Below are 24,435 nucleotides of genomic sequence, written 5' to 3'. Positions count from 1 at the left end.
ATGCGAATGGATATATGTTTATCGGCAGATGATAATTATGCTAAGTATATGGGCACAACAATTGCCTCTATACTTTCAAATTCCAAAGAAGATGAGGAAATATATTTTCATTTATTAGACGGCGGAATAACAGAAGAAAATAAGAATAAATTATTATCATTAAAAAAAATTAAAAATTGTGATATGAAATTTTATGTACCAGATTTTGAGAAGTATAAAAAATGGTATGAACTTGGAAATTATAATGGCAGATTTTCTCCAGCTATGTTTTATAGACTTGATATACATATATTAATGCCAGATATTGATAAAGTATTATATTTAGATTGTGATACTATTGTAAGAAGCAGTTTGAAAGAATTATTTGAGATAGATATAAATAATTATTATGCTTTAGTGGCTGACAATGCTAGAAATAATAATTATTTTAATTCAGGAGTCATATTATTTAATTCTCAATTATGCAGAGAAATTAATATAGAAAAAAGTTATAATGATTTTTTTTATAAAAATAATGGTAAAGTATGGACAGATGAAGAAATATTAAATGAATGCTTAAAAAATAGGGTTAAGTTTATAGAACCTAAATGGAATTTTTTTGCTAATAAAATACAGCAGTATTATATAGATTATAATTTAAATGATGTTAAGATAATTCATTATATGTCATTTAAACCATGGAAATCTGATTGTAGGAGTGTTATATTTATAGATGAGTTTTGGAAATACTATCAATTAACCCCTTGGTTTTTAGAGCGTCCTATAGATGCTATACAAACTATATTGGCACAAAAGTATGGAGATTATGAGGAAACTAAATTAAAAATCAATGATGTAAGATGTTTTGGTGTTTATCATAATAGAAATACTTTAAAGATAGTAATATTTTTTATCAAAATAAGAATAGAAATGAGTTTTAAGAATGTAAATAAAATAGCTTGGTTTATACCTGTTAAGAAGTGGAGAGAGGCTTTTAGAAGGGCTTTTGATGTTTAATATATGGATATTTTTATGGTTAAAGTTACTGTTATTATTCCTGTTTATAATGCAGAAAATTATATAAGAAAATGTTTAGATAGTATCATAAACCAGACATTAAAAGAAATAGAAATAATTTGTATAGATGATTGTTCTACAGATAATAGTTATTGTGTATTGAATGAATATGCTCAGGGTGATAATAGAATAGTAGTTATAAAAAATAGTACTAATCAAGGTGTAAGTAAAACTAGAAATATTGGTATCAATATTGCTAAAGGTCATTATATAGCTTTTATAGATTCAGATGATTATGTGAATATGAATTATTTAGAATATTTATATAATTCTACAGAGATAAAAAATTATGATATTATATTCACTAATAATGTATTTTTTATTGATGAAAATAATAAGATAAATTATTGTAATGATACTTTATTTGGAGAATTTAATATTAAAAAAGATAAGTATGCAGATTCTTTTTTACGTGATTTCAATATGAATTGCAGTCCTTTTGTATGGGATAAGATTTTTAGAAGACAGTTTATACTTGAAAATAATATATTTTTTTTGGATAATGTTACTATATCAGAAGATTTAGAATTTATTTTTAAATGTTTTATATACAATCCGTCTATGTATTATAATAACAATTCTATATACTATCATATTAATAATAATATTCAATCTTTGGGGCATAAAATTAATAAACAAAGACGCATTAAAGATTATGAATATATATTAAAATCTTTATTAAAAAATATTAATAGTGACGATAATAAATATTATAAATCATTGGTAACTTTATTTATTCGTATTCTTTATGATTTTGTTGCTGAAGATAATTCCTTTAAATTATATTCTAATTTTAGAAGTTATGTTGTAAGTTTTGATGATAATATATCTTGTTATGTTAATGTCTATTATTTAAAATTAATATGTAATTGCTGTTATCTTACTAATAAGAATATTAGTTATTTTGTTTATCGTCTAGTATATTCTATGTATTACATGTGTAGAAAGTTATTTCCTCCAGTAATATTGAAATTTTTAAGAAAAAATAATATCATTTTGTAGGAGGGTAATTTTTATGCGAATGGATATATGTTTATCGGCAGATGATAATTATGCTAAGTATATGGGTACAACTATTGCCTCTATACTTTCAAATTCCAAAGAAGATGAGGAAATATATTTTCATTTATTAGACGGCGGAATAACAGAAGAAAATAAAAATAAATTATTATCATTAAAAAATATAAAGAATTGTGATATCATATTTTATAGTGTTAACAATATGAATTATAAATATGATGCTCCTCATTTTTTTAGACTAAATGTTCCTTCTCTTATACCTAATGTTGATAAGCTGCTATATTTAGATTGTGATACTATAGTTTTAAATAGTTTAAAAGAATTGTTTGAAATAGATATAAGTAATTATTATGCTCTTGCATGTGAGGATGTTTTTTTGAATTGTATTATTTCTTTTAAAAATATGCATGGACTCAATGTAAATGATATATATTTTAATTCCGGCATGCTTATGATTAATAATAAATTATGGAGAGATGATAAATTGGAAAATCTTTTTTATGATGATTATTCAAAATTTGGAAATACTGGTCATGCTGATCAGGATGTTTTAAATAGGATAATAAAGGGACGAGTAAAAATTGTAGATTCTAAATGGAATTTTCTTTCACATAAAAAAGTATATAGTAAAGCTCCGGATATATCATTAGTTAATATTATACATTATGCAGGTGAAAAGCCTTGGAAAGAAACTTCTTCTAAAGCTTTTTTTATAGATGAGTTTTGGAAATATTATCAATTAACTCCTTGGTGTAGAGAAAATACATTAGATGCAGTAAAAATAATGATTAGTCAGAAAGTAAATGATTATGAAGAATTAAAATTGAATGTTAATAGAGTAAAATTTTTAGGTTTTTATAAAAATAAAGATAAAGTTCAGATAGTATTGTTTTTTATAAAAATTACAATAGAACTTAATCTTGATACAGTAAAAAAAATATCTTGGTGGATACCTATAAAAAAATTAAGAGATAAATTTAGAAGTGATATTTTAGATTAATATTTTTATGGTATAATGTTTTTATTTCTTAATATTTTTAATATAAAATGCGGCATAGATTTTCTTAATTGTTTATATAAAGTTACAAAATAGTAGTAAAAAGCTTCATAATTATTTTTTTCTAATGTTTTAAAATAAGCGTTTTTTAGATATACATTTGATACTTTTAAATCATTTTTATTTAAGTTTATATTTTTAAATAGTTCATATATTCTTTCATATTCTTTTTTTATTCTTTCTTTTGAATATAATTCATTTATAGTATTAAATAACATATACATAATGATATCAAATACATAACCAATATATTGTCTGTTATTATTATAATATGCTTTTAGAGATTCATGAGAAATTTCTACAATATTTCCTATATAATCTTTATTAACTACATTTACTCCAGCCTCATTTCTTTGTACGCAGTGATACATCGCTCTATTATTTATAGCTATAGTTGGATTAAAAGCTAATACAGTTAATACAAAGCATAGATCTTCACCATTTCTTATAGAATTAAACATTATATTGTTTTTTAAAATAAATTCTCTTTTAAATAATTTGCTCCATACAGTTGTTACCACAGTAATATTTCTATTTTTATAATTATTAAGAGAAATTATAAAATTGTTAATAGATGATTTATATAATCCTTCTTCTATAATTTCATTTTTATGTTTTAGATTGGATTTTCTTTCATAATTTTTATTATATATTTCTATATTTTCTGTTTTTGTTAAATCAGCATCATATTTTTTAGAGGTGTTATATAATTCATAAAAATAGTTTTCATCTATATAATCATCAGAATCCACAAAACCTATGTATTCGCCTTTAGCTATTTTTATCCCAACATCTCTATTATATCCCATACCCATATTTTTTTTATTTTCTATAAGTATTATTCTATTATCTATTTTTTGAAAATTTTTTATAATATCAATACTATTATCTGTACTTTTATCGTCTATACATATAATTTCAATTTCTTTAAGAGTTTGATTGATTACACTATTTAAACATTTTTCTAAATATTGTTTAGTGTTATATACTAATATTATTATACTTACTTTTATCATTTTTATATTCCGTACTAAAATACTATTATTAATATAATATTAATTTTACCATTTTGATTAATAAAATAATTATCTGAATTTATTTTTAAAAGCTTCACGCCATTTTTTTATTGGTATCCACCATGCTATTTTTAAAATATTTCTATAATCAACAGCATCTATAGTTATTCTTATGCCGAAAATAACTATTTGCAGTTTTGAACTATTGGCATATATACCAAAGAATTTAAAATAATTACTTCTAAATCTTATATCTTCATAATCATACATTTTTTGCTGCATCATAGTTTGTATAGCAGTTATTGGTTCTTCAAAAAACCAAGGAGTGTATTGATAATATCTCCAATAGTCATCTAAAAAATATGTTCTGTCTTTTTGAGTCTTCCAAGGTTTATGTTCTACAAAGTGTATAATTACAGCATCATCTTTAGTAGGGTAATGCGATTTTGTATTATAATCTCTAAACGGCATGAAATTCCATTTTCTATCTATGATTTTTACTTTGTCAATAAAACAATGATTTAGTATATCTTGATCATGAAATTTTAATTTATTCTTATTCTCAGTAAAATAAGAATAAAACTTTTGCGATATATTATTATCAATACATGACTTATTGTTAAATAATACAACTCCAGCATTAAAATATATTCTATTATTTCCTATTTCTATTAATTCTTTATGTTCTTTATATATATCAACATATAAGTCTTTAACAGCTAATGCATAATATCCATTTATATCTATATCAAATAATTCTTTTAAACTTCCATTAACTATTATATCAGAATCTAAATATAGAACTTTATCAGCATCTTTTATTAATTCTGGTATTAATAACCTTAAATAAGTAGCAAGAGGGTATTTATTATATTCTACTCTGTAAAATTTAATCTCGCAGTTTTTTATTTTTTTTAAATAAATTAGTTTATTTTTTGTTTCATCTTTAATATTTGATTCTATTATGTGAAATATTATATTTTCATCATCATTAGTATTTTTTAATATAGAAGCCATAGTAACTGCCATATATTTAGCATAATTCTCATCAGAGCATAGGCATATATTATAATCTTGCATTGTATATTCCTTAATTTTATTTATTTTATTATCTTCCTGAAAGTCCTATATTTCTCAATAAAAATCCTCTTATTTTATTTCTTAAATTATAACTAGGTATAAACCAAACAATTTTATCTACTAATTTTCTTTTTTTAGAATTATTTTCATAAGTAGAGTTTCCGCCTGCTTCAAGCCATTCTTTATTATTTTCTTCCCAAAATTTGTTATAAGTTCCTCTCCAGAATTTAGCAGGTCCTAATGAATGAACTATATATGCATCATTTACTATTGGAGAATACGGCATACAATTATAGTGTTCACTTAATGTATTTGTTTCTGCATTAAATTCTTGTAAACATATATTGAGTATATCTTCATCATTACATTCATAAATTTTTATTTGTTTGTAGCACCATTCCTTTGCTTCTTTATATCTAGGAAAATTATCATTAATTAAAAATATTCCAGAACATCCTCTTAACACATTGAGATCATATTTTTTATTTAATTTTTCAAACAATTTTTCATTCATATTATACTTTAAATCTATAGTTCCATTTTTATAAAGATTTATGGAAAAAACACAATCAATGTTTATAATATTAGATATATTTTTTTGTATTACCATATCAGTATCCATATAAAGTATTTTTTGATAGTCATCAAGCATATCAAATACTTCAAATCTGGCATAAGCAAAAGCTGTATAATATGTTATATCTGATGCATTATCATTAATATTAAATGGAGGCTTATATATTCTTATAATAATTCTAGGGAAAATTTTTTTGAGAGCATTTTCATCATTAGGTTCTAATTTGTCAGTATAAAATACTACATCATAATCTTCATCTTTTAAGTTTTGAAATAAATATTTTTTAGCACCTATTATAACATTTCCAACTGCAAAAGCTTCATTTCCTGTAGAGCATAAAAGGAGAGCGATTTTCTTTTTTTTATTATCCATATTTTACCGCCTTAAATTATTTAAAACACATAAGCCCCACATTGTTTTTCTGACAATATGGGTTTAAAATTTGGATAATAATGTTTTTTGTTAGTGTTGTGTTGTGTTGTGTTGTGTTGTGTTGTGTTGTGTTGTGTTGTCATTTTGCTCTCTAAATTGTAAAATTTGTATTTATTATAATTTTTTAAACGAAAAAAATCAACATAAAATTACTTTAATTTTTTATTTACTATTAATTTTAAGTTTTAAATATGTTTAATAATTTTATATTTTTAAATTATAGATGTTTTATGTATTGTTTATTATCAAAAAAGGTATATAATATATTTATATTAAAAAATGAAATAATGATATTAACAAATATCAATGAATATAATCATATAAGGAGAAATGAATATGGCAGAATTGCGTTACAACCCATTGCTTGGAGATTATGTTATGATAGCCAGTCATAGACAGGCACGCCCACAGATGCCTAAAGATTATTGTCCGTTTTGTCCGGGAAGCGGAAAGGTCCCTGATAGTTATGATGTCTACAAATATGATAATGATTTTCCTGCCTTATCATTTGAACCTCCTTATCCAGATGAAGTAGATAATGGTAAAATGTTTAAAACAGCCCCTTCTATAGGTAAATGCGAGGTAATTTTATATTCTCCAGATCATAATACTACTTTACCGGAACTTCCTGTAGAGCATATTGCCAAATTGGTGGCTTTATGGCAGGAGAGAATGAAAGTTATAGCCGAAAATAAAAAAATAAAATATATTATGCCTTTTGAAAATAAAGGTGAAGTTGTAGGGGTTACTATGCCGCACCCTCATGGGCAAATATACGGCTACAGTTGGATACCTTTAAGAATAAGAAGAAAAATAGAAATGGCTTCCAGCTATTATAATACTAACTGCCGAAATCTTTTTATGGATATGCTTGAACAAGAATTGGAAGACAATAGAAGAGTAATTTTTGAAAATGATCATTTTATATGTTTTTTGCCTTTTGCTACAGAATATCCTTATGGTATAATGATAATGCCTAAAAAGAAAACACTTTCAATAACTGATTTTAATAAAGAAGAAAGTTTATCGCTTGCTGATGCTTTAAAAAAGGCTGCTTCTACATTAGATTTATTATTTGATACAAAGTTTCCATATATGATGTGTATGTACAGTGCCCCAGTAAATGATGGATTTAATTATAATGATATATGGAATTATCATATAGAGTTTTTCCCTCCTATGAGGAGCAAAGAAAAACAGAAATTTAATGCTTCTTCAGAAACCGGTGCTTGGGCTCCTTGCAATCCTACAAGCCCTGAAGAAATGGCTGCTCAGTTAAGAACAGCATATATTAGATATATGGGAATGTAAGTGCCTTTAAAAATTACAGTTGTCATTCCTCATAGGATTGGTGAAAATATAGAGAAGACATTAGCAGGGGTATATCTTTCTAATTACCCTAAGGAAGATATTGAAATTTTTCAGGCTGAGGGTACGCATCCTACTGTTCAGAGAAATGAATGTATTAAACAGTCTTTGGGCGATATAATATACTTTATAGATAATGATTCTATAGTAAGTGCTGATAATATGAAAGAAGCAAGTATTATATTTGAAGGTGATGAAAAAGTTGCTATAGTAGGAGGACCAGCAGTTCATAAGGTAAGCTCTTTGGTTGAAATGTATATTGACAGATGTATGCGTTCTTATTATGCAGTTGGACCTATAGCTAATAGATATAGAGTTAATAATACTGATATAAAAGAGGGTACTGATAGGGACGTTATACTTTGCAATTTATTTATAAGGCGTGATGTATTATTTGAGGCTGGGCTTTTTGATGAGAGTTTATATCCTAATGAAGAAAATGCTTTGATAGATAAGATACTTTCACTTGGGTATAAATTAATATATAATCCAAAGATAGTAGTAGAAAGACCTCCAAGAGCGAATTTGAAATTGTATATAAAAATGCTTCTTAATTACGGCAGAGGAAGACTTGAGCAGCTATTTAGAGATTTTAACAGTAAAAATTTAATATTCACTTTGCCTGCCTTATTTTCAGCTTATATAGTTTTATGTCCGATAATATTGGCATTATACATTATTTTTCAAGTAAACATAATGAAATTTTATTTTCTTCCATTATATGTTTACATAATATTGACGGTGCTTACTGGCTTTATATATGCTTTAAATGATAATGGAATTATTAATAAAATAAGGGGTATTTTTGTATATCCTTTTATGTTTTTTATAACACACTTTTTTTACGGATTTGGATTTTTTTACGGTATTTTAAGAATTGTAACGAAATTTAGAAGAATAGCCAAATTTTCTGTAAAGAAATATAAATCTTTTGGATAAATTTGTAAATTTATAATAGATAAAGATAATTACATATTGTAAAAATAAAAAATAATGGTTATCCTTTATTAAATTAATTTTAGGTTTGTAAAAAAATGAATATCAAGTATATATTATTAATATTGGGAGTATGTACAAGCAATTTGTTTTGTATTTATAATTTTAATGTAAATGGAAGTTTTATCCCGTTTAATGAAAATGGGTTACGGGACGATGTTGCTGATATAAGCGATATATCATTTGAAGACTATTCTATGAATTTAAGTACTTTAGGCTTTCCTATGTTAAGTACTTTTTTAATAGTTGAGAAGAAACTTCCTATTTTAGGTATTTTTTTAGAGCTTTATCAGTTTATGGGATATAATAAAGATGTAAGTACTCATATAAGTTATTTAGATTTTTTTAGAACTTTAAAAACGATAGAGTATTTTTTTGTTCAGGGCAGTAAAGATTTGTCTGTATCATTTTCATACTCATCTACAATGAATGTTAATTATAATTCTATGATAAGAGATTTGTCCGCATCTTATTCAGATCTTTATACAGATACGGATATACTATTTGCTGTCAATTTTTATATATAATTTTAATAGTATATATTATTTATTAGAAAATATTTAAAAATTATAATAAAGTTTGCTTTTTATTAAAATAAAAATTTGCAAATTATAATTATTTATGATATATTGTATAGAAAATTATTTTAATTAAAAAAGGTTATATGTGTCGGATATACATGAAATAATCACTCTTGATGGTCCTTCCGGGGCAGGTAAAAGTACAATAGCAAAATTAACAGCAAAGAAATTGTCTTTTAAATATTTAGACACAGGAGCTATGTACAGAGCAGTAACCTTATATATGATTAAGCATAATATTAATACAGATAATAACGATGAAGTCATATCCGCTCTTAATAATTTAAATATTAGTTTTGATAATGCTGGAAGAATATATTTAGATAATGAAGATGTAACAGAAGAGATAAGAAGTTCCGAAGTGGTCAATTTAGTATCCAAAGTATCATCTATCAGTGCTGTAAGGCAAAATATGGTATCTTTACAGAGAAAAATAGCTGAAGGCGGTAATTATGTAGTAGACGGCAGAGATATAGGCAGCATAGTTTTTCCTAATGCTAAATATAAGTTTTATATGGACGCTTCTTTAGATGAAAGAGCAAGACGCAGATATAATGAAGAATTGTCCAAAGGAAAAACACTTACTTATGAAGAGGTTAGAGAAAGTATAAGAAAGAGAGATGAGTTTGACTCAAATAGAAAAGATAGTCCGCTGGTGGTTCCTAATAATGCATATATTATTGACACTACAAGTATGACTATAGATGAAGTTGCAGAAAAAATCACTAATGTGGTTTTAAATAAACAATCTAATTAACAGTTGGATATATTTTTAACCTGTGAAAGTGCAGGAGGGAGAAGGAACAATGGAAGATAATAAAAATCTATCAAATGATGAAATTGAATTTCGTAAGGCTTTGGAAGGAAGTGATAATACTTCTTTGAGCCGAGGAAAAATCATTAAAGGTAAAGTAGTTCAATTTGACGATACAGACGTTTTTATAGATTTTGAATCTAAATCTGAAGGTAAAATTAAAAGAAATGAATTTGATAAAGAGCCTATTATTGGTGAAGAAATAGAAGCTATTGTTTCAGGAGAAGATGATAAAGGTTATGTTATTTTATCTAAAAGCGAAATAGATAAGAGGAAATCTCAAGAATTAATAGATAATGCTGTTAAAAATAATAGTACAGTTACAGGTGTAGTTAAAGAGGTTATTAAAGGCGGATTTAAAGTATCTATAATGGGACATCAGGCTTTTTGTCCGTTTTCTCAAATAGATATAGCGAGAGGAATTAAAGAAACTGATTATATAGGCAATGAGTATGAGTTTAGAGTAATTAAGAAAAACGGCAGAGACGTTGTAGTATCAAGAAGAGCTTTATTAGAAGAAACACAAAATGCAAGCATAGAAAGTTTCTTAAATAATCTTAAAGAAAATGATATTATTAATGGTAAAGTAAAAAATATAGAAAAATTCGGTGCATTTATAGAAATTACTCCGGGTTTTGACGGTTTTCTTGCTATACCTAATATGTCTTGGGATAAGGTTATTAATCCTAAATCTATAATATCCAAAGGTGAAGAGAGAATGTTTAAAGTTCTCCATATAGATAAAGAAAACAAAAAAGTTGATTTAGGCATTAAGCAGCTTGATGAAGATCCTTGGGGTAAATTTGTTGAGCAGTATCATATAGGCGATGTTATTCAGGGTGAAGTTACTAATGTTAAAAAATTCGGTGCTTTTGTTAAAGTTGCTGACGGTATAGAAGGTTTAGTTCATGTTTCTGATTTAAGCTGGAACTCTCATGTTAATAATCCTAGCGATTTCGTTAAAAAAGGTGCTTTTTTAGAATGTAAAATACTTGATATGAATGCAGCTGAAAGAAAACTTACTTTGGGCTTAAAACAAGTAAAAGAAAATCCTTGGGATACTGTTGAAAAAGATTTCCCTGTAAAATCTGCTGTAAAATGTAAAGTAAAAAGAATAATAAAAAACTTTGCTGTATTCGAACTTCCTAATGGGTTGGAAGGTATATGTGATATAAGCGATTTTGATTGGAGAAATAATATAGTTAATATGAAAGACTATATTAAAGAGGGTGAAGATGTTAATATGGTTATCATGTCTATAGACAGAGATAAACAAAGAATCAAGTTAAGCTATAAGCATACTAAAGAAAGTCCTTGGAGATTATTTGAAAAAGCTCATCCTCAAGGTTCTATAGTTGATGGTACTGTTAAAGCTATAGTTGATTCTGGAGCTATTGTTGCTTTGGAAGATGATTTGGAAGGGTATATGCATGTTTCTCAGGTTGAGATTCCTAAAGGAAGTACTTTAGAAGAAGTTGTTAAAGTTGGTGAAACTTATCCTTTTGTTGTAAGAGAAGTTAATCAAAGTAAAAGAAGAATATCTCTTTCAAGAAGAGAGTATATGGAAGCTCAAAATAAAAAGGAAACTCAAAATTATATCTCTAAAGCAGAACCTACTTCTTTAACTTATAATCCTTTTGATAACATAAATAACTAATTAAATATTGTTTAAATATTTTTTAATCCTAATACTATAATTATAGTATTAGGATTTTTTATAATTATTGACAAATAGCTTCATTGGAGTATAATATATAAATATTATAGTTGTAATTCTTTTAGTATGTAAGGTGGAAGTTGCTATGAAAAAAGTACTTATAATATCTTCTGAATATACAGGTCATGGACATAAAAGTGTTCATACTGCTTTACTTCAAGCTTTTGGCTCTCTATACAAGGAAGAAATAGAATGCAAGGTTATAAATGGTTTTACTCTTGGAGGTCCTGATTTAATAGCAGCAGAAAGGCTATATAATACTTGTGTTAAATATTTCCCTAAATTATGGAATAATATATTCAAATTTTCTTTTAAAAATAAAAATTTTATCAATAGACATAATTCTTTAACTATTAAAAGACGTTTTTTGAAAATAGTTAAAAATTATAAACCTGATATAATAGTAAATGTTCATCCTATGTTTAGCGGAAGTTTACTTAATGTTCTTAAAAAGAAAAACATTGATATAAAATTTATTATTATTATTACTGATTTAATTACTATAACAAAATTATGGTTTGATAATAGAGCAGATAAAATAATAAGTCCTTCCAATGAGGCTTCTGAATATATGATGAAAAATGGTATAGATAAAGAAAGGATTGTTACATTTGGACTTCCTGTTAGAGAAGGTTTTTGTGCTTTATTAAATAGTAAAGAAGAAATAAGAGAGAAGACAAATATCAACGATACATTGAAGATACTTTTACTTAATAATTCAGAAAAAGTTAAAAGACTTATATATATAATAAATGGTCTTTACAGCAGATTTAAATGCGAAGTAACTGTTGTATGCGGGAGAAATGAAAGAACATATGATAAATTAAGAGAGTTTTTTTCTTCAAGAAGCTACAGCCCTACAATAATAGGATATACTAATGAACTTCCTAGACTTTTTCATGAAAATGATATATTAATAACTAGATCAGGTCCTACGGCTATTATAGAAGCAGTTAATTGTTTAATACCCGTTGTATCTATGGGGGCATTACCAGGTCAGGAAGAGGAAAATCCAATATATTTAAATAGAAATGGACTTGGTTATAATACTAGTTCAACTGATGATATTTTTAATAAAATAGATTTGCTTATTCAAAATAATAGAGAAAATCTTATAAAAATACGTGAAAACCAGTTTGATTATTATGGCAGAAATGTTAGAGAAAAGATAGTTAAATATATTGCTGATATTATATTATAAATATTGACAATAACTATTTTTGCTATATAATATTATGATGATGAATATTTTACAAATCGCAAATCGCAAATCGCAAATCGCAAATCGCAAATCGCAAATCGCAAATCGCAAATCGCAAATCGCAAATCGCAAATCATAATAATATAGTTATATCATTTGTTTTTATAGAATTACCTTTCTTTTTGGTGTTGCATAATTTTTTCTAAATTATTTTACTGTACTAAATAATTTTATACTCATAAATAATAAAAAGGAAAAAATTATGAAAAACATTTTAATAATATCTTCAGAATATACAGGACATGGACATAAAAGTGTTCATACCGCTATACTTCAAGGGTTTCAAAAATTATATAAAGATGAAATAGAGTGTAAAGTAATAAATGGATTTCAATTAGCAGATAAAATATTCTCATCATTTGAGAAATTATATAATCCTTCTGTCAAGTATTTTCCAGATATGTGGTCAGCATTATTTTTATTGTCAGATAAAAATGTTAGTTTTTTTAATAAAAATACTTCTAAAAAAATAGAAAAAGAGTTAGTTAAGCTTTTGGATAGTTATAAGCCTGATTTGATATTAAGTGTTCATCCATTATTTAATGGAAGTGTATTGGATATTTTAGAGAAATATAATTATAAAATAAAATTTTATACTTTGATAACTGATATAATAAGTATAAGCCATATTTGGTTAGATAATAGGACAGATAAAATCATAAGCCCATCTTATGAAGCTTCAAATTTTATAATAGAGAATGGTATAAACAAAGAAAAAGTTATAACATTTGGAATACCCGTAAGAGAACATTTTTCATCTGTTTATTCTAATATAGAAGATTTAAGAAAAAATACAAATTTAGATGAAAAGTTAAAAATTCTTTTATTAAACAATTCTGAAAAATCTTCAAGAATATATTATATAATAAGAAAGCTCAATGAAAAATATGATTGCTATATTACTGTTGTATGCGGAAGAAATAGAAATATTTATAAAAATATAAAACGAAAACTTAAAAACTATCCTATAGATATTAATTTAATAGGTTATACTGATAATTTATTTAAACTGTTTCAAAGTAACGATATTTTAATAACTAGATGCGGTTCATTATCAGTTTCTGAAGCTATTAATTGCATTATACCTATAGTATCAATGGGGGCTTTACCCGGACAGGAAGAAGCTACTCCTTTATATTTAGAAAAAAATAATTTAGGATGCAGTACTATTTCTACAAATGATATTTTTGATAAGATTGATATGCTTATAGCAAATGGCAGAGAAAGACTGCTTAAAATTAGAGAGGCACAATTTAATTATTACGGCAGAGATGTAAGAGAGGAGATAGTTAAATATATCGCTAGTGAGCTTGAAAATAAATAAAATTTTTTTATAATAAAATCAAAAATGATAATAAAGAGGTTATAGTAAATTGTTTAGTAATGAAAAGATGAAAGGATTACTTTCAGATATTGACTTATCTAATATAGAATTAAAAAATTATTATTCTGTGTTTGAAAGAGTAAGTTCTAACAATGAAAAATATTGGGTTATTAGTAATGAATCAGACTGCAGTATGTGTTCTGTTGTTTCTAAAGAAATAAACTTAACTAATTTTGAATGGGATAATAATGAAATATATATAGCAAACAGCAGAGATATAAAGCAGGTTTTGAGTTTATCTTTAAAAATGTTTATGTCTTTGAAAAAGATTCTTGAAGAGAATTATCCTTATCAGGTATTTGATTTGATATTATCTCTATCAGAAAGTCTTCCAAGTGCTAATATAAGATTTTATGCTGTGAGAAATGGTTTTAGGTTGATTAATATTGAAAACATTGAAAATTATAAACCTGAAGCTATTTTGATAGAAACTATTAATATGTAAAATATTATTTATATAAAAATAAGTAAAATATTTCACTAATATTTAAATGCACTTGATATTTATTTGGTAAAATGTTATAATTCTCTAACTTTGAAGGTTATAAAATAGATTAATGTGAATATTCATATTTTTTCTATTTTCTATAATAAATTGCAAATTAGATAATAGGAGAATCAAAATGGCAGATAAGACAATATGTTTCTGTATGGCTGTAACTGAAAGTCAGATTAGAGATGCTATCAAATCAAAAAAATTAAAAACAGTAGAACAGGTTTCTGAAGCTACTAAAGCAGGTACAGGCTGCGGCGGCTGTCAGGAAGCTATCAAACAAATCTTAAATGAAATGAATAAATAAATTTCTAAAAAATAAAAAAAATTATATTTATTTTATATCCCAATTATAAATTAATATATTTTATGTATATTAATAATTAACTTAGATGGAGGTAGGAACATGTGGGAATATACAGATAAAGTAAGAGATCATTTTATTAATCCTAGAAATGTAGGAGAAATAGAAAATCCTGATGCAGAGGCTATGACTGGAAGTATAGTCTGCGGCGATGCATTGAAATTAACATTAAAAATAGACAAAGACACCGATAAAATATTGGATGCCAAATTCAAAACTTTCGGCTGTGCTTCTGCTATAGCAAGCAGCAGTATTCTAACAGAGATGATTAAAGGAAAAACTCTTGATGAAGCTGCTAAAATTACAAATAAAGATATAGCTATGGAGCTTGGCGGACTTCCAGAAGAAAAAATGCATTGTTCTGTTATGGGAATGGAAACTTTGGAAAAAGCTATCAATAACTACAGAGGAATTGCAACAGAAGAAGATGAGCATGATGAAGGTGCCATTGTTTGTAAATGTTTCGGTATAACAGATACAAAAATAAAAAGAGCTATAAGAGAAAACAAACTAAAAACTGTAGAGGAAATTACTTTCTATACTAAAGCAGGCGGCGGATGCGGAGCTTGTAAAGTTAAACTTGAGGACATCTTAAATGAAGAGCTTGCTGAGATGGAAAGAGAGGCTAAAAATGCACCGCTTACTACAGTACAGAAAGTTAAAAAAATAGAAGAGGCTTTGGAAAGAGTTATTAATCCTATGCTTAAAATGGATGGAGGAAGCTGCAGACTTGTAGATGTTGACGGTAATAAAGTAATGATAGAGTTTAAAGGAGCTTGTTCTTCTTGTGCTTCTTCTAAAAATACTTTGAAAGGTTTTGTTGAGCCTAAATTGCAGGAAATAGTTTCTAAAGATTTGGAAGTTGTAGGCGTTTGATTGGGGGCAGTATATGGCAGATAAAAAAATAATATATTTAGATAACAATGCTACAACTAGAGTTTATGAAGAAGTATTAGAGGCTATGCTTCCTTATTTTAAAGATCAGTATTTTAATCCTTCAAGTATGTATACTCCAGCAGGTGCAGTACATAAAGAAATGGAGAGAGCAAGAGGTGAGGTAGCTGATTTTTTAGGATGCGAGCCTATTGAAGTATGTTTTGTATCATGCGGAAGCGAAGGCGATAATATGGCTATTAGAGGAACTATAGAAGCATATCCTACTAAAAATCATATTATTACTACAAAAGTTGAACACCCTGCTGTTATAGAAACATGCAAAGATTTGGAAAGACATGGATACAGAGTTACTTATCTTTCAGTAGATAATGACGGAAATATAGATATTAATGAATTAAAAAGTGCCATTAACGAAAATACCGCAATAGTATCTATAATGTATGCTAATAATGAAACAGGTGTAATTTTTCCTATAAAAGAGATTGGAGAGATAGTAAAAAATGCAGGTGCAGTATTTCATGTGGATGCTGTACAGGCTGCAGGAAAACTTCCTCTTAATATGAAAAATGAGCCTTATATTGATATGCTTACTATAGCAGGACACAAAATACATGCCCCTAAGGGTATAGGTGCTTTATATATAAAAAATGGTACTAAGTTAAGGACTGTTCAGACTGGCGGTCATCAGGAGAGAGGTCGCCGTGCTGGTACTGAAAATGTGCCTTATATTATTGGTTTAGGTAAAGCTGCTTCTATGGTTAAAGCCGAGCTTCCAAGATTTATTGAACATACTTCAAAACTTAGAGACGCTTTAGAGGCAGAAGTTACTAAAAGAATAACCGATATAAAAATTAATGGAAAAGGTGCTAATAGAGTAAGTAATACTGCAAATATAAGTTTTAAAAATATAGAAGGGGAGGCTGTACTTCTTTTATTAGACGGATATGGTATTTGTACTTCAAGCGGAAGTGCATGTTCATCTGGTACATTAGAGCCTTCTCCAGTACTTCAGGCTATGGGAGTACCTTTTGAGTATGCTCATAGTTCTACAAGGTTTTCTATGTCTTTGGATAATACTATGGAAGAGATGATGTATACTGCTGATGCTATAGAAAAAATAGTCGCTAGACTTAGAGATATATCACCTTATAAAGATTAAGATTTTATATTAAAAGAAATTATAAGCCTATTATAATTAATATAATAGGCTTTATTATTTTATATATGCTGAAAATTTTTAAGTTTGTCAATTTTTTATTAATTTTTCCAGACTTCGCTTGCCTATGGCACATAGAAAATGATTATTTGTGGCACTACTAAATAAGTTGGGGTAAAACAACTGTAAAGTTATGCTAATATATAAATTTAAAAAATTAATTTTTTACAAACTATATTTGTTTAGGCATATATAATTAACTATAGTTTTTTTATATTTTTTAAATTTAGATATTTGCATAGCTTTTACCTATTATGCATGACAAATATGCAGCTATAATAAAAAATATTAAATTAAAAAACTATGAATATTGATAAAATTAGTTTCTAAAATAGTTTAATATAGAAATTTATAATTTATAAATTATAATTGCTTATGTACATATTAAATAATTATAAAAATTAAAAATTTGTTTTGAAAAAATTATATATATTTTCTTTGGCTTTATTTTCTAAAATTTCATCATAGCCTTCTATTGAGACTATAACTTCATCTCCTATTTTTAAATTGAGCTGCATTATTCCTATTATCTTTTTTACATCTTTTTTATTTTTTTTACTGTCGCTTATAATAACATTGCATTTACTGTCTTTTGCTATTTTAGCAAGATCGCTCAAAGGTCTTGCATGTATATTGTTAATATTTTTGATAGTATAATTAAAGCTAGTCATTTTGTTATTTCCATTAATTATTTCTTAGTAAATACATTAAATTGTCAAATGTTTTATTTTCTATCAGTTTTATAACGCTTTCTTCATTAAGCAGAAAATCTACAGTATACTGATAAAATTTCTGCAAATTATCATCTTTATTATTTGATATTGAAACTAAAAATATCACCTGAACATTATTTTTGTACCATATAATAGGCTTTTCAAGTACCGCTACATATACAAAAGTTTTTTCTGTTAGAATATCAAAAGGATGCGGTATAGCCACCAAATTGCCGAAATCTGTTTCTGATAAATCTTCTCTCTTCATAACAGAGTCATAAAAATTATCGGGTATATCTATATATTTTTTGATATTAATGCATATGTTTTTTATTATTTCATCTCTGCTGTTTCCTTTAATATCTAATGAAAATAGGTCTTTATTATAATAATCATTTAAAAAATCATTTTTTGATAATTCTAAGGCATTTTTTACATTTATAATATCGGTGTTTTCTAAAAATAATCCTATTTGCACAATAGGAAGCGGAACTCTAAAATTAATAGGTACGGTTGAAAATATATAATTAACCTTTGAAAAATCAAAATCTTTAAGCATTATCAAATCGGTTGTATAAATATTATCTATATAATCAGCAAATTCTTTTTTATATTTGTACATTAGAAGTTTTGAAGTTGTTTTTCCGCTCCCGCAAACTATTAATATATTTATTTTATTTTTTTCTTCATTACTGTTTTCTTCCAAAGCTATTTGAAAGAGTAAAGCTAAATATCCTATTTCATCATCAGAAATTTCTTTTTTATAATAACTTTTCAAAACTGTGTTTGCTTCAGAAGCTATTAAATATGATAGACCGTAGTTACTTTTTATATCGCAAAGCATAGGATTTTTTTGTAATACATTGTACCTTATTCTTATATCAAGCGGTATCATATGATGATTTAATAAAAGCCTTAAATTAAGATTATTTCTCAAATCTATTTTTAAATTACTATATACCAAATCAAGTATTTCCTGAACTATATTATCAAGCTTATTTTGTATTATAAAGTTGGAATTCTCTGAAGATATTAATAAACTTTTTGAGGCTATATGTATTGCTATAAATATTTTTTCTGCTTCATTAAACTTTATATTACTTTCTTTTTCTAATATTTCCGCTAATTGATTTGCTAATTTTAATTCTTCTTCTTTTATATCTTTTAGAATATCTTTATCATAGCAGTCAATGACTTTACCCATCTTTATTCTTTCTATGGAAACTAATATATATAATATAAAGTTTTCCAAATTTATTTCGGATAATTTAATATCATTGTCTTTAATAAAGTCTATTACAAATTTTTCTATTGATTTATTAATATATTTTTCATCATGAATATACTGTTTTAAATAATAATCTATAATACAGTTTCTAATATCAAATTCATTTCCTATAATTCTTATTCCGTAATTAGGTCTTCTTTCTATTTTTATATTGTAATATTTAATATTATCTTCTATGATTTTTAAAGTATTTGTCAATGTTGTTTTAGATATATCAAGAGCTTCACTTAAAGTATCAGATTTTATATATTCATCATTATTATTAATTAAGTATTCAAAAATATATTTTACTCTGTATTCAAAATCATTAACAGTATTAAAACTAATAGCCTTAATATCTTTATTATTATCATCACATAAAAGAGTATACCCGTATCTCGGCTTTGATACTATTTTTACACCAGTTTTTTCAAGATCGTTATTTAATTCCTGTATTTTTATCCGTATAGTTTTTTCGCTTACATTTAATTCTTTTGCCAATTTTTCAGCTGTTATATAGGATTCAGCAGATAAAATGGATAATATTTCTTTAATATATTTATTTTTCATAAAAATATTATATATCATAACAAAATAAAAAACAAAAAAATACCAGATTAATATAGTAGTTTTATTGTTTGAGTTATTATAAAAAAGTGATAAGCTAATAAAAAATAAAAAAGAGAGGTTTAAAATTATGACAAAAATTTTATTATTATGTTCAGCAGGAATGTCAACAAGTATGGTTGTAAAAAAAATGAAAGAGGCAGCTGCTAAAAAAAATATAGACGTAGAAATAGAAGCAGTAGCTACAGCAAGATTTTATGAATTATTAGATAGTTATGATGTATTTTTACTTGGACCGCAGGTAAAATTCCAAAAAGCAGAATTCCAAGCTAAAGCTAAAGAAAAAAATAAACCGTTAGATGTTATAGATTTCAAAGATTACGGCACTATGAACGGTGAAAAAATATTAGATTTTGCTTTAAACTTAAAAGTTCAATAATATTTATAGGGTTAATTTATAAATTTGTAATAGGATTATTTATTATAGGATTGTTTTTATGCGAGAATTAGGTATTTCTGTTTATCCTTTTCATTCTAAAATGGAGGATAATAAGTCTTATATAGATTTAGCTTCAAAATATGGCTTTACTAGATGTTTTATGTGTTTATTATCGGTTGAGCATTCTAAAGATGATATTATGAAAGAGTTTTCAGAGATCATAAATTATGCTAAAGATAGAGGCATAAATACTACTTTAGATATATCTCCTGCTGTATTTAAGCATTTAGGTATTTCATATGAGGAGCTTGATTTTTTTCATAAACTAGGGGCTTGGGCTATAAGACTTGATTTAGGATATAGCGGAAATGAAGAGAGTTTAATGACTTATAATGATTATAATTTAAAAATAGAGATTAATATGAGTAATTCTACATCATATTTAGATACTATAATGAATTATTATCCGAATAGAGAAAATCTTATAGGCTGCTATAACTTCTATCCTCATGCCTACAGCGGACTTGATAAAAAACTGTTTATTGAAAGTATGAATCGTTTTAAAAGACATTCTATAAAATCATCAGCTTTTGTTAATGCTAAAGAGGCTAGTTTCGGACCTTGGCCTGTAGATGATGGTATATGTACTTTAGAAGAACATAGAAATCTTCCTATAGAAATACAGGCTATGGAATTATTCTTTTTAGGTGTTGATGCTGTGTTTATCGCTAATTGTTATGCTAATGAAGAGACTTTTAAAAAACTTGCATGTTTGGATAAAAGACTTATAACTCTAAAAGCTAAATTACTAGACAATCTTCATGAAATAGAGAGAAAAATAATTCTTGAAGAGATGCATCAAAACAGAGCAGATGCAAGCAGTTATTTTATTAGGTCATCAAATCCTAGAGTAAAATACAAAGGAAATAATTTTAAAATATTTAATCCTATTACAGACATTAAACGAGGAGATATACTTATTGATTCTTCCGAATATGGAACTTATGCTGGAGAACTTCAGATAGCATTAAAAGATATGAAAAATACTTCAAGAACCAATGTTGTAGGTAAAATAGATGAAGATTATTTATTTTTATTGGATTATATAAACATGGCTCAAAGATTTAAAATAACTCAATAGTTTTGCTGTACGAACACCAAATTACAGTTGGGTAATTATATTAATTATCATATGTATTATATGCAGGTGTAGTTTAAATAATATTTATTAAATATTTTATTAATATAATATAAAAATCATATATATAATGGAGAGTAGATAATGAATGATAAATTAATGGCATTTATAGAAAGCAAACTTCTTCCTATAGCGTCAAAAATAGCAGGCAATAGATATTTAAATGCAATAAGAGATGGATTTGTGTTTGCTATGCCTTTTTTAATAGTAGGATCTTTTATACTTTTGATATTAAATTTACCTTTCACAGATAATAGTAATTTTTTGTATATGGAATGGTATACTAATTTGATGAATTCTTTTAAAGGCGATTTGGTTCAGCCTTTTTATGTAAGTATGGGTATAATGTCATTATTTGTGGCTTATGGTATAGGCTATTCATTATCAGGACATTATCAGCTTAATTCTATTACTGGAGGATTTTTATCATTATTTAGTTTTTTATTAGTATCTGCAAAAGTAGAATATGCTCCTATAGCAGAGGCTGTATCAAAATCATTTTTAGTTAATGCTGACAGTTCAATACCTGTTATGGACGTTAGATTTATGGATGCTAAAGGTTTATTTGCAGCTATAATTTTTGGTATTATATCTATAGAAATATTCAGATTTTTGGTAAATAAAAAACTTATTATTAGACTTCCAGAATCAGTACCTCCTGCCATAGCAAAGTCTTTTGAACTTTTAATACCTATAGTTGTAGTTATAGTAATATTTCAGGCTTTCAATATTATTATACAAAAAAGTTTAATGATGATGATACCGGAATTAGTAATGAAAATATTTGAGCCATTACTTAAAGTATCAGATTCTCTTCCTTCTATAATAATTATTCTTCTTGTGATACATATATTATGGTTTGCAGGACTTCATGGTACTAATATAGTAGATGCTATAGTAAAAGCTATTACATTATCAAATCTGGCAGTAAATCAGGCAGCACTCCAAGCTGGAGAGCCAGTAACAAAGATATTTGCAGGCGGATTTTTTGATTCCTATGTATTTATAGGAGGAGTAGGTACTACTTTAGGTTTGGCAATAGCTATGGTAAGAAGCAAAAATGAACATATAAAATCTATAGGAAAATTATCAATAGTTCCAGCAGTATTTAATATTAATGAACCTATTATGTTTGGAGCACCTGTTGTGATGAATCCTATTCTTGTTATACCTTTTATATGTCTCCCTATAATAAATGCAACTATAGCTTGGGTATTTACAAAATTAAATATTATAGGTCATATTGTATCATTAGTACCTTGGACAACTCCGGGACCATTGGCAGCATTGCTTGCTACTAATTTGAATTTTGCTTCTATGATATTGAGTTTGGTATTAATATTCACATCATATCTTGCTTATATACCTTTCCTTAGAGCTTATGAGATGTCATTAGAAAGAGAAGAAGCAAATAATAAATAAAATTAATGAGGTTTTTTATAATATGAAACAATATAAATTTAGTGATAATTTTTTATTTGGGAGTTCTACTTCAGGATCTCAAAGCGAAGGTTTTTATAATAAGACTAATAAAAATATATGGGATTATTGGTTTGAAATATCAAAAGAAAAATTCCATAATCAAGTAGGACCTGAATATACATCTAATTTTTTTAGAGATTATAAAGATGATATAAAATTAATAAAAGAAACAGGACATAATGTTTTTAGAACTTCAATACAATGGAGCAGAATAGTAAAAGATTTTAATACTTTAGAATTAGATGAAACAGCTGTTGAGTTTTATAATAATGTTATAGATGAGCTTATAAAAAATGATATAGAGCCTATAATATGTTTGTATCATTTTGATATGCCTTTAAAACTTCAGGAGATAGGAGGATTTGAAAATAGAGAAGTAGTTGAACTTTATGCAAAATATGCTTCTAAAATGTTTGATCTTTATGGAGATAAAGTTCATAAATGGTTTACTTTTAATGAGCCTATAGTAGTTGCTGAGGGCGGATATTTGTATAAATTTCATTATCCAGAAGTTGTATCATTTAAAAGAGCGGTTCAGGTTGTTTATAATATGAACTTGGCAAGTGCAAAGGCTGTAAAAGCTTTTAAAGAATCTGGTAAAAAAGGTGATATAGGTATAATACTTAATCTTACTCCTTCATATCCTAGAGATGAAAATAATAAAGAAGATTTAAATGCTTCTCATATATGCGATTTGATTTTTAATAGAAGTTTTTTGGATCCTGCTGTTAAGGGAGAGTTTCCATCTGATTTGATAGACTTTGTAAATGAAAATAATCTTACTCCTATATATGAAGAAGGTGATAAGGATATATTAAGAGAAAATACTATATCGATTTTAGGAATAAATTATTATCAGCCTAGAAGAGTAAAAGCAAGAGAGAGTAAGTTTGAATCGGATACTTTAATGCCTGAAAATTTCTTTGAGCCTTATGAGATGCCCAACAGACTTATGAATCCTTACAGAGGCTGGGAAATATATTATAAAGGTATTTATGATATAGCTAAAAATATACAGGAAAACTATTCCAATAAAAAATGGCTTATCACAGAAAACGGTATGGGTGTGGAAAACGAAGAAAGATTTATAAAAAACGGTATTGTTGAAGATGATTACAGAATAGAGTTTGTAAGTGAGCATTTGAAATGGCTTCACAAGGGTATAGAAGAAGGTTCTAATTGTATAGGTTATTTGATGTGGACTCCTATAGACTGCTGGTCTTGGCTTAATGCTTATAAAAACAGATACGGATTTATAAGGTTTGATTTAGAAAGCGGTAAAAAGACAATAAAAAAATCAGGCTATTGGTTTAAAGAGCTAGTGAAAAACAAGGGCTTTGAGGGATAGAATATTATATCAAGTAAAATTATAGAAAATATTTATACATTTGATGTTTGCTTGGTAATATAAAAAATAAAAATAATTTATATTTAGGAGGC

The 24,435-nt window shown here is 26.2% G+C and carries 23 protein-coding genes; 18 read left to right on the top strand and 5 right to left on the bottom strand.

All coding sequences use genetic code 11. The features are described from left to right. From BMUR_RS03550 to BMUR_RS03540, 3 genes are read left to right on the top strand one after another with little or no spacing between them, the layout of a single operon-like run. On the top strand, nt 1-996 hold the full coding sequence (locus tag BMUR_RS03550) for a glycosyltransferase family 8 protein (RefSeq protein WP_013113229.1): 996 nt from the start codon (nt 1-3) through the stop codon (nt 994-996). Between the two features lie 15 nt (nt 997-1,011). Then, nucleotides 1,012-2,058, top strand: coding sequence for a glycosyltransferase family 2 protein (locus BMUR_RS03545; protein ID WP_013113228.1), 1,047 nt, complete (start codon nt 1,012-1,014; stop codon nt 2,056-2,058). A gap of 13 nt (nt 2,059-2,071) precedes the next feature. Then, nucleotides 2,072-3,076 carry a glycosyltransferase family 8 protein gene (locus BMUR_RS03540; RefSeq protein ID WP_013113227.1) on the top strand — a complete coding sequence of 335 codons (1,005 nt, stop codon included), beginning with the start codon at nt 2,072-2,074 and terminating at the stop codon, nt 3,074-3,076. Between the two features lie 5 nt (nt 3,077-3,081). On the opposite strand, the gene BMUR_RS03535 is transcribed toward BMUR_RS03540, so the two are convergent. From BMUR_RS03535 to BMUR_RS03525, 3 genes are all read right to left on the bottom strand, one after another. Beyond that, on the bottom strand, nt 3,082-4,149 hold the full coding sequence (locus tag BMUR_RS03535; RefSeq protein WP_013113226.1) for a glycosyltransferase family 2 protein: 1,068 nt from the start codon (nt 4,147-4,149) through the stop codon (nt 3,082-3,084). A gap of 69 nt (nt 4,150-4,218) precedes the next feature. Then, nucleotides 4,219-5,229 carry a glycosyltransferase family 8 protein gene (locus BMUR_RS03530; RefSeq protein WP_013113225.1) on the bottom strand — a complete coding sequence of 337 codons (1,011 nt, stop codon included), beginning with the start codon at nt 5,227-5,229 and terminating at the stop codon, nt 4,219-4,221. Nucleotides 5,230-5,257: 28 nt separating this feature from the next. Further along, nucleotides 5,258-6,178: a glycosyltransferase gene (locus BMUR_RS03525; protein ID WP_013113224.1), complete on the bottom strand. Its 921-nt coding sequence runs from the start codon at nt 6,176-6,178 to the stop codon at nt 5,258-5,260. Between the two features lie 396 nt (nt 6,179-6,574). Here BMUR_RS03525 and galT point away from each other — a divergent pair, with 396 nt between their 5' ends. The 11 genes from galT (at nt 6,575) to nifS (ending at nt 17,272) form a co-directional block, all read left to right on the top strand. Next, complete coding sequence (galT, locus tag BMUR_RS03520; RefSeq protein WP_013113223.1) at nt 6,575-7,549, top strand: galactose-1-phosphate uridylyltransferase; 975 nt, start codon at nt 6,575-6,577, stop codon at nt 7,547-7,549. After that, nucleotides 7,550-8,545: a glycosyltransferase family protein gene (locus BMUR_RS03515; protein WP_013113222.1), complete on the top strand. Its 996-nt coding sequence runs from the start codon at nt 7,550-7,552 to the stop codon at nt 8,543-8,545. It begins immediately after the preceding gene. 95 nt (nt 8,546-8,640) lie between these two features. Further along, nucleotides 8,641-9,129 carry a hypothetical protein gene (locus BMUR_RS03510; protein WP_013113221.1) on the top strand — a complete coding sequence of 163 codons (489 nt, stop codon included), beginning with the start codon at nt 8,641-8,643 and terminating at the stop codon, nt 9,127-9,129. A gap of 139 nt (nt 9,130-9,268) precedes the next feature. Next, nucleotides 9,269-9,940: a (d)CMP kinase gene (gene cmk, locus BMUR_RS03505; protein WP_013113220.1), complete on the top strand. Its 672-nt coding sequence runs from the start codon at nt 9,269-9,271 to the stop codon at nt 9,938-9,940. Between the two features lie 49 nt (nt 9,941-9,989). After that, the gene (locus BMUR_RS03500) at nt 9,990-11,654 is read left to right on the top strand and encodes a S1 RNA-binding domain-containing protein (protein WP_013113219.1); all 1,665 of its coding nucleotides are present in this window, start codon (nt 9,990-9,992) and stop codon (nt 11,652-11,654) included. A 145-nt stretch (nt 11,655-11,799) separates the two neighbouring features. Next, nucleotides 11,800-12,915 carry an MGDG synthase family glycosyltransferase gene (locus BMUR_RS03495; RefSeq protein ID WP_013113218.1) on the top strand — a complete coding sequence of 372 codons (1,116 nt, stop codon included), beginning with the start codon at nt 11,800-11,802 and terminating at the stop codon, nt 12,913-12,915. 262 nt (nt 12,916-13,177) lie between these two features. Continuing rightward, complete coding sequence (locus BMUR_RS03490; RefSeq protein ID WP_013113217.1) at nt 13,178-14,299, top strand: MGDG synthase family glycosyltransferase; 1,122 nt, start codon at nt 13,178-13,180, stop codon at nt 14,297-14,299. A 49-nt stretch (nt 14,300-14,348) separates the two neighbouring features. Further along, nucleotides 14,349-14,804 (top strand): hypothetical protein, encoded by a 456-nt coding sequence (locus BMUR_RS03485; RefSeq protein WP_013113216.1) that lies wholly within the window; start codon nt 14,349-14,351, stop codon nt 14,802-14,804. A 178-nt stretch (nt 14,805-14,982) separates the two neighbouring features. After that, on the top strand, nt 14,983-15,159 hold the full coding sequence (locus BMUR_RS03480; RefSeq protein WP_020005591.1) for a (2Fe-2S)-binding protein: 177 nt from the start codon (nt 14,983-14,985) through the stop codon (nt 15,157-15,159). Nucleotides 15,160-15,258: 99 nt separating this feature from the next. Beyond that, the gene (nifU, locus tag BMUR_RS03475) at nt 15,259-16,092 is read left to right on the top strand and encodes a Fe-S cluster assembly protein NifU (protein ID WP_013113215.1); all 834 of its coding nucleotides are present in this window, start codon (nt 15,259-15,261) and stop codon (nt 16,090-16,092) included. 13 nt (nt 16,093-16,105) lie between these two features. Next, nucleotides 16,106-17,272, top strand: coding sequence for a cysteine desulfurase NifS (gene nifS / locus BMUR_RS03470; RefSeq protein ID WP_013113214.1), 1,167 nt, complete (start codon nt 16,106-16,108; stop codon nt 17,270-17,272). A gap of 458 nt (nt 17,273-17,730) precedes the next feature. Here the strand turns inward: nifS and BMUR_RS03465 are convergent, their stop codons facing one another. Both BMUR_RS03465 and BMUR_RS03460 read right to left on the bottom strand, forming a co-directional pair. Continuing rightward, nucleotides 17,731-18,000: an HPr family phosphocarrier protein gene (locus BMUR_RS03465; protein WP_013113213.1), complete on the bottom strand. Its 270-nt coding sequence runs from the start codon at nt 17,998-18,000 to the stop codon at nt 17,731-17,733. Nucleotides 18,001-18,013: 13 nt separating this feature from the next. Continuing rightward, nucleotides 18,014-19,897, bottom strand: a complete 1,884-nt coding sequence (locus BMUR_RS03460) for a BglG family transcription antiterminator (RefSeq protein WP_013113212.1) — start codon at nt 19,895-19,897, stop codon at nt 18,014-18,016. 109 nt (nt 19,898-20,006) lie between these two features. Between BMUR_RS03460 and BMUR_RS03455 the strand changes: the two genes are divergently transcribed. The 4 genes from BMUR_RS03455 (at nt 20,007) to BMUR_RS03440 (ending at nt 24,343) form a co-directional block, all read left to right on the top strand. After that, nucleotides 20,007-20,315: a PTS sugar transporter subunit IIB gene (locus BMUR_RS03455; protein ID WP_013113211.1), complete on the top strand. Its 309-nt coding sequence runs from the start codon at nt 20,007-20,009 to the stop codon at nt 20,313-20,315. 58 nt (nt 20,316-20,373) lie between these two features. Next, nucleotides 20,374-21,456 carry a DUF871 domain-containing protein gene (locus BMUR_RS03450; RefSeq protein ID WP_013113210.1) on the top strand — a complete coding sequence of 361 codons (1,083 nt, stop codon included), beginning with the start codon at nt 20,374-20,376 and terminating at the stop codon, nt 21,454-21,456. A gap of 141 nt (nt 21,457-21,597) precedes the next feature. Continuing rightward, on the top strand, nt 21,598-22,935 hold the full coding sequence (celB, locus tag BMUR_RS03445; RefSeq protein ID WP_013113209.1) for a PTS cellobiose transporter subunit IIC: 1,338 nt from the start codon (nt 21,598-21,600) through the stop codon (nt 22,933-22,935). 22 nt (nt 22,936-22,957) lie between these two features. Continuing rightward, nucleotides 22,958-24,343 (top strand): glycoside hydrolase family 1 protein, encoded by a 1,386-nt coding sequence (locus BMUR_RS03440; protein ID WP_013113208.1) that lies wholly within the window; start codon nt 22,958-22,960, stop codon nt 24,341-24,343. The last annotated feature ends 92 nt before the right edge of the window (nt 24,344-24,435 follow it).

This window comes from Brachyspira murdochii DSM 12563, from assembly GCF_000092845.1.
Taxonomy (GTDB): Bacteria; Spirochaetota; Brachyspiria; order Brachyspirales; family Brachyspiraceae; genus Brachyspira; species Brachyspira murdochii.
This window is presented reverse-complemented; position numbering and strand designations above follow the sequence as displayed.

Excerpts from the sequence above, each read along its gene's own strand:
- BMUR_RS03550 (WP_013113229.1), top strand. The coding sequence starts at position 1 with ATGCGAATGGATATATGTTTATCGGCAGATGATAATTATGCTAAGTAT.
- BMUR_RS03545 (WP_013113228.1), top strand. The coding sequence starts at position 1,012 with ATGGTTAAAGTTACTGTTATTATTCCTGTTTATAATGCAGAAAATTAT.
- BMUR_RS03540 (WP_013113227.1), top strand. The coding sequence starts at position 2,072 with ATGCGAATGGATATATGTTTATCGGCAGATGATAATTATGCTAAGTAT.
- BMUR_RS03535 (WP_013113226.1), bottom strand. The coding sequence starts at position 4,149 with ATGATAAAAGTAAGTATAATAATATTAGTATATAACACTAAACAATAT.
- BMUR_RS03530 (WP_013113225.1), bottom strand. The coding sequence starts at position 5,229 with ATGCAAGATTATAATATATGCCTATGCTCTGATGAGAATTATGCTAAA.
- BMUR_RS03525 (WP_013113224.1), bottom strand. The coding sequence starts at position 6,178 with ATGGATAATAAAAAAAAGAAAATCGCTCTCCTTTTATGCTCTACAGGA.
- galT (WP_013113223.1), top strand. The coding sequence starts at position 6,575 with ATGGCAGAATTGCGTTACAACCCATTGCTTGGAGATTATGTTATGATA.
- BMUR_RS03510 (WP_013113221.1), top strand. The coding sequence starts at position 8,641 with ATGAATATCAAGTATATATTATTAATATTGGGAGTATGTACAAGCAAT.
- BMUR_RS03500 (WP_013113219.1), top strand. The coding sequence starts at position 9,990 with ATGGAAGATAATAAAAATCTATCAAATGATGAAATTGAATTTCGTAAG.
- BMUR_RS03495 (WP_013113218.1), top strand. The coding sequence starts at position 11,800 with ATGAAAAAAGTACTTATAATATCTTCTGAATATACAGGTCATGGACAT.
- BMUR_RS03490 (WP_013113217.1), top strand. The coding sequence starts at position 13,178 with ATGAAAAACATTTTAATAATATCTTCAGAATATACAGGACATGGACAT.
- BMUR_RS03480 (WP_020005591.1), top strand. The coding sequence starts at position 14,983 with ATGGCAGATAAGACAATATGTTTCTGTATGGCTGTAACTGAAAGTCAG.
- nifU (WP_013113215.1), top strand. The coding sequence starts at position 15,259 with ATGTGGGAATATACAGATAAAGTAAGAGATCATTTTATTAATCCTAGA.
- nifS (WP_013113214.1), top strand. The coding sequence starts at position 16,106 with ATGGCAGATAAAAAAATAATATATTTAGATAACAATGCTACAACTAGA.
- BMUR_RS03465 (WP_013113213.1), bottom strand. The coding sequence starts at position 18,000 with ATGACTAGCTTTAATTATACTATCAAAAATATTAACAATATACATGCA.
- BMUR_RS03460 (WP_013113212.1), bottom strand. The coding sequence starts at position 19,897 with ATGATATATAATATTTTTATGAAAAATAAATATATTAAAGAAATATTA.
- BMUR_RS03455 (WP_013113211.1), top strand. The coding sequence starts at position 20,007 with ATGACAAAAATTTTATTATTATGTTCAGCAGGAATGTCAACAAGTATG.
- BMUR_RS03450 (WP_013113210.1), top strand. The coding sequence starts at position 20,374 with ATGCGAGAATTAGGTATTTCTGTTTATCCTTTTCATTCTAAAATGGAG.
- celB (WP_013113209.1), top strand. The coding sequence starts at position 21,598 with ATGAATGATAAATTAATGGCATTTATAGAAAGCAAACTTCTTCCTATA.
- BMUR_RS03440 (WP_013113208.1), top strand. The coding sequence starts at position 22,958 with ATGAAACAATATAAATTTAGTGATAATTTTTTATTTGGGAGTTCTACT.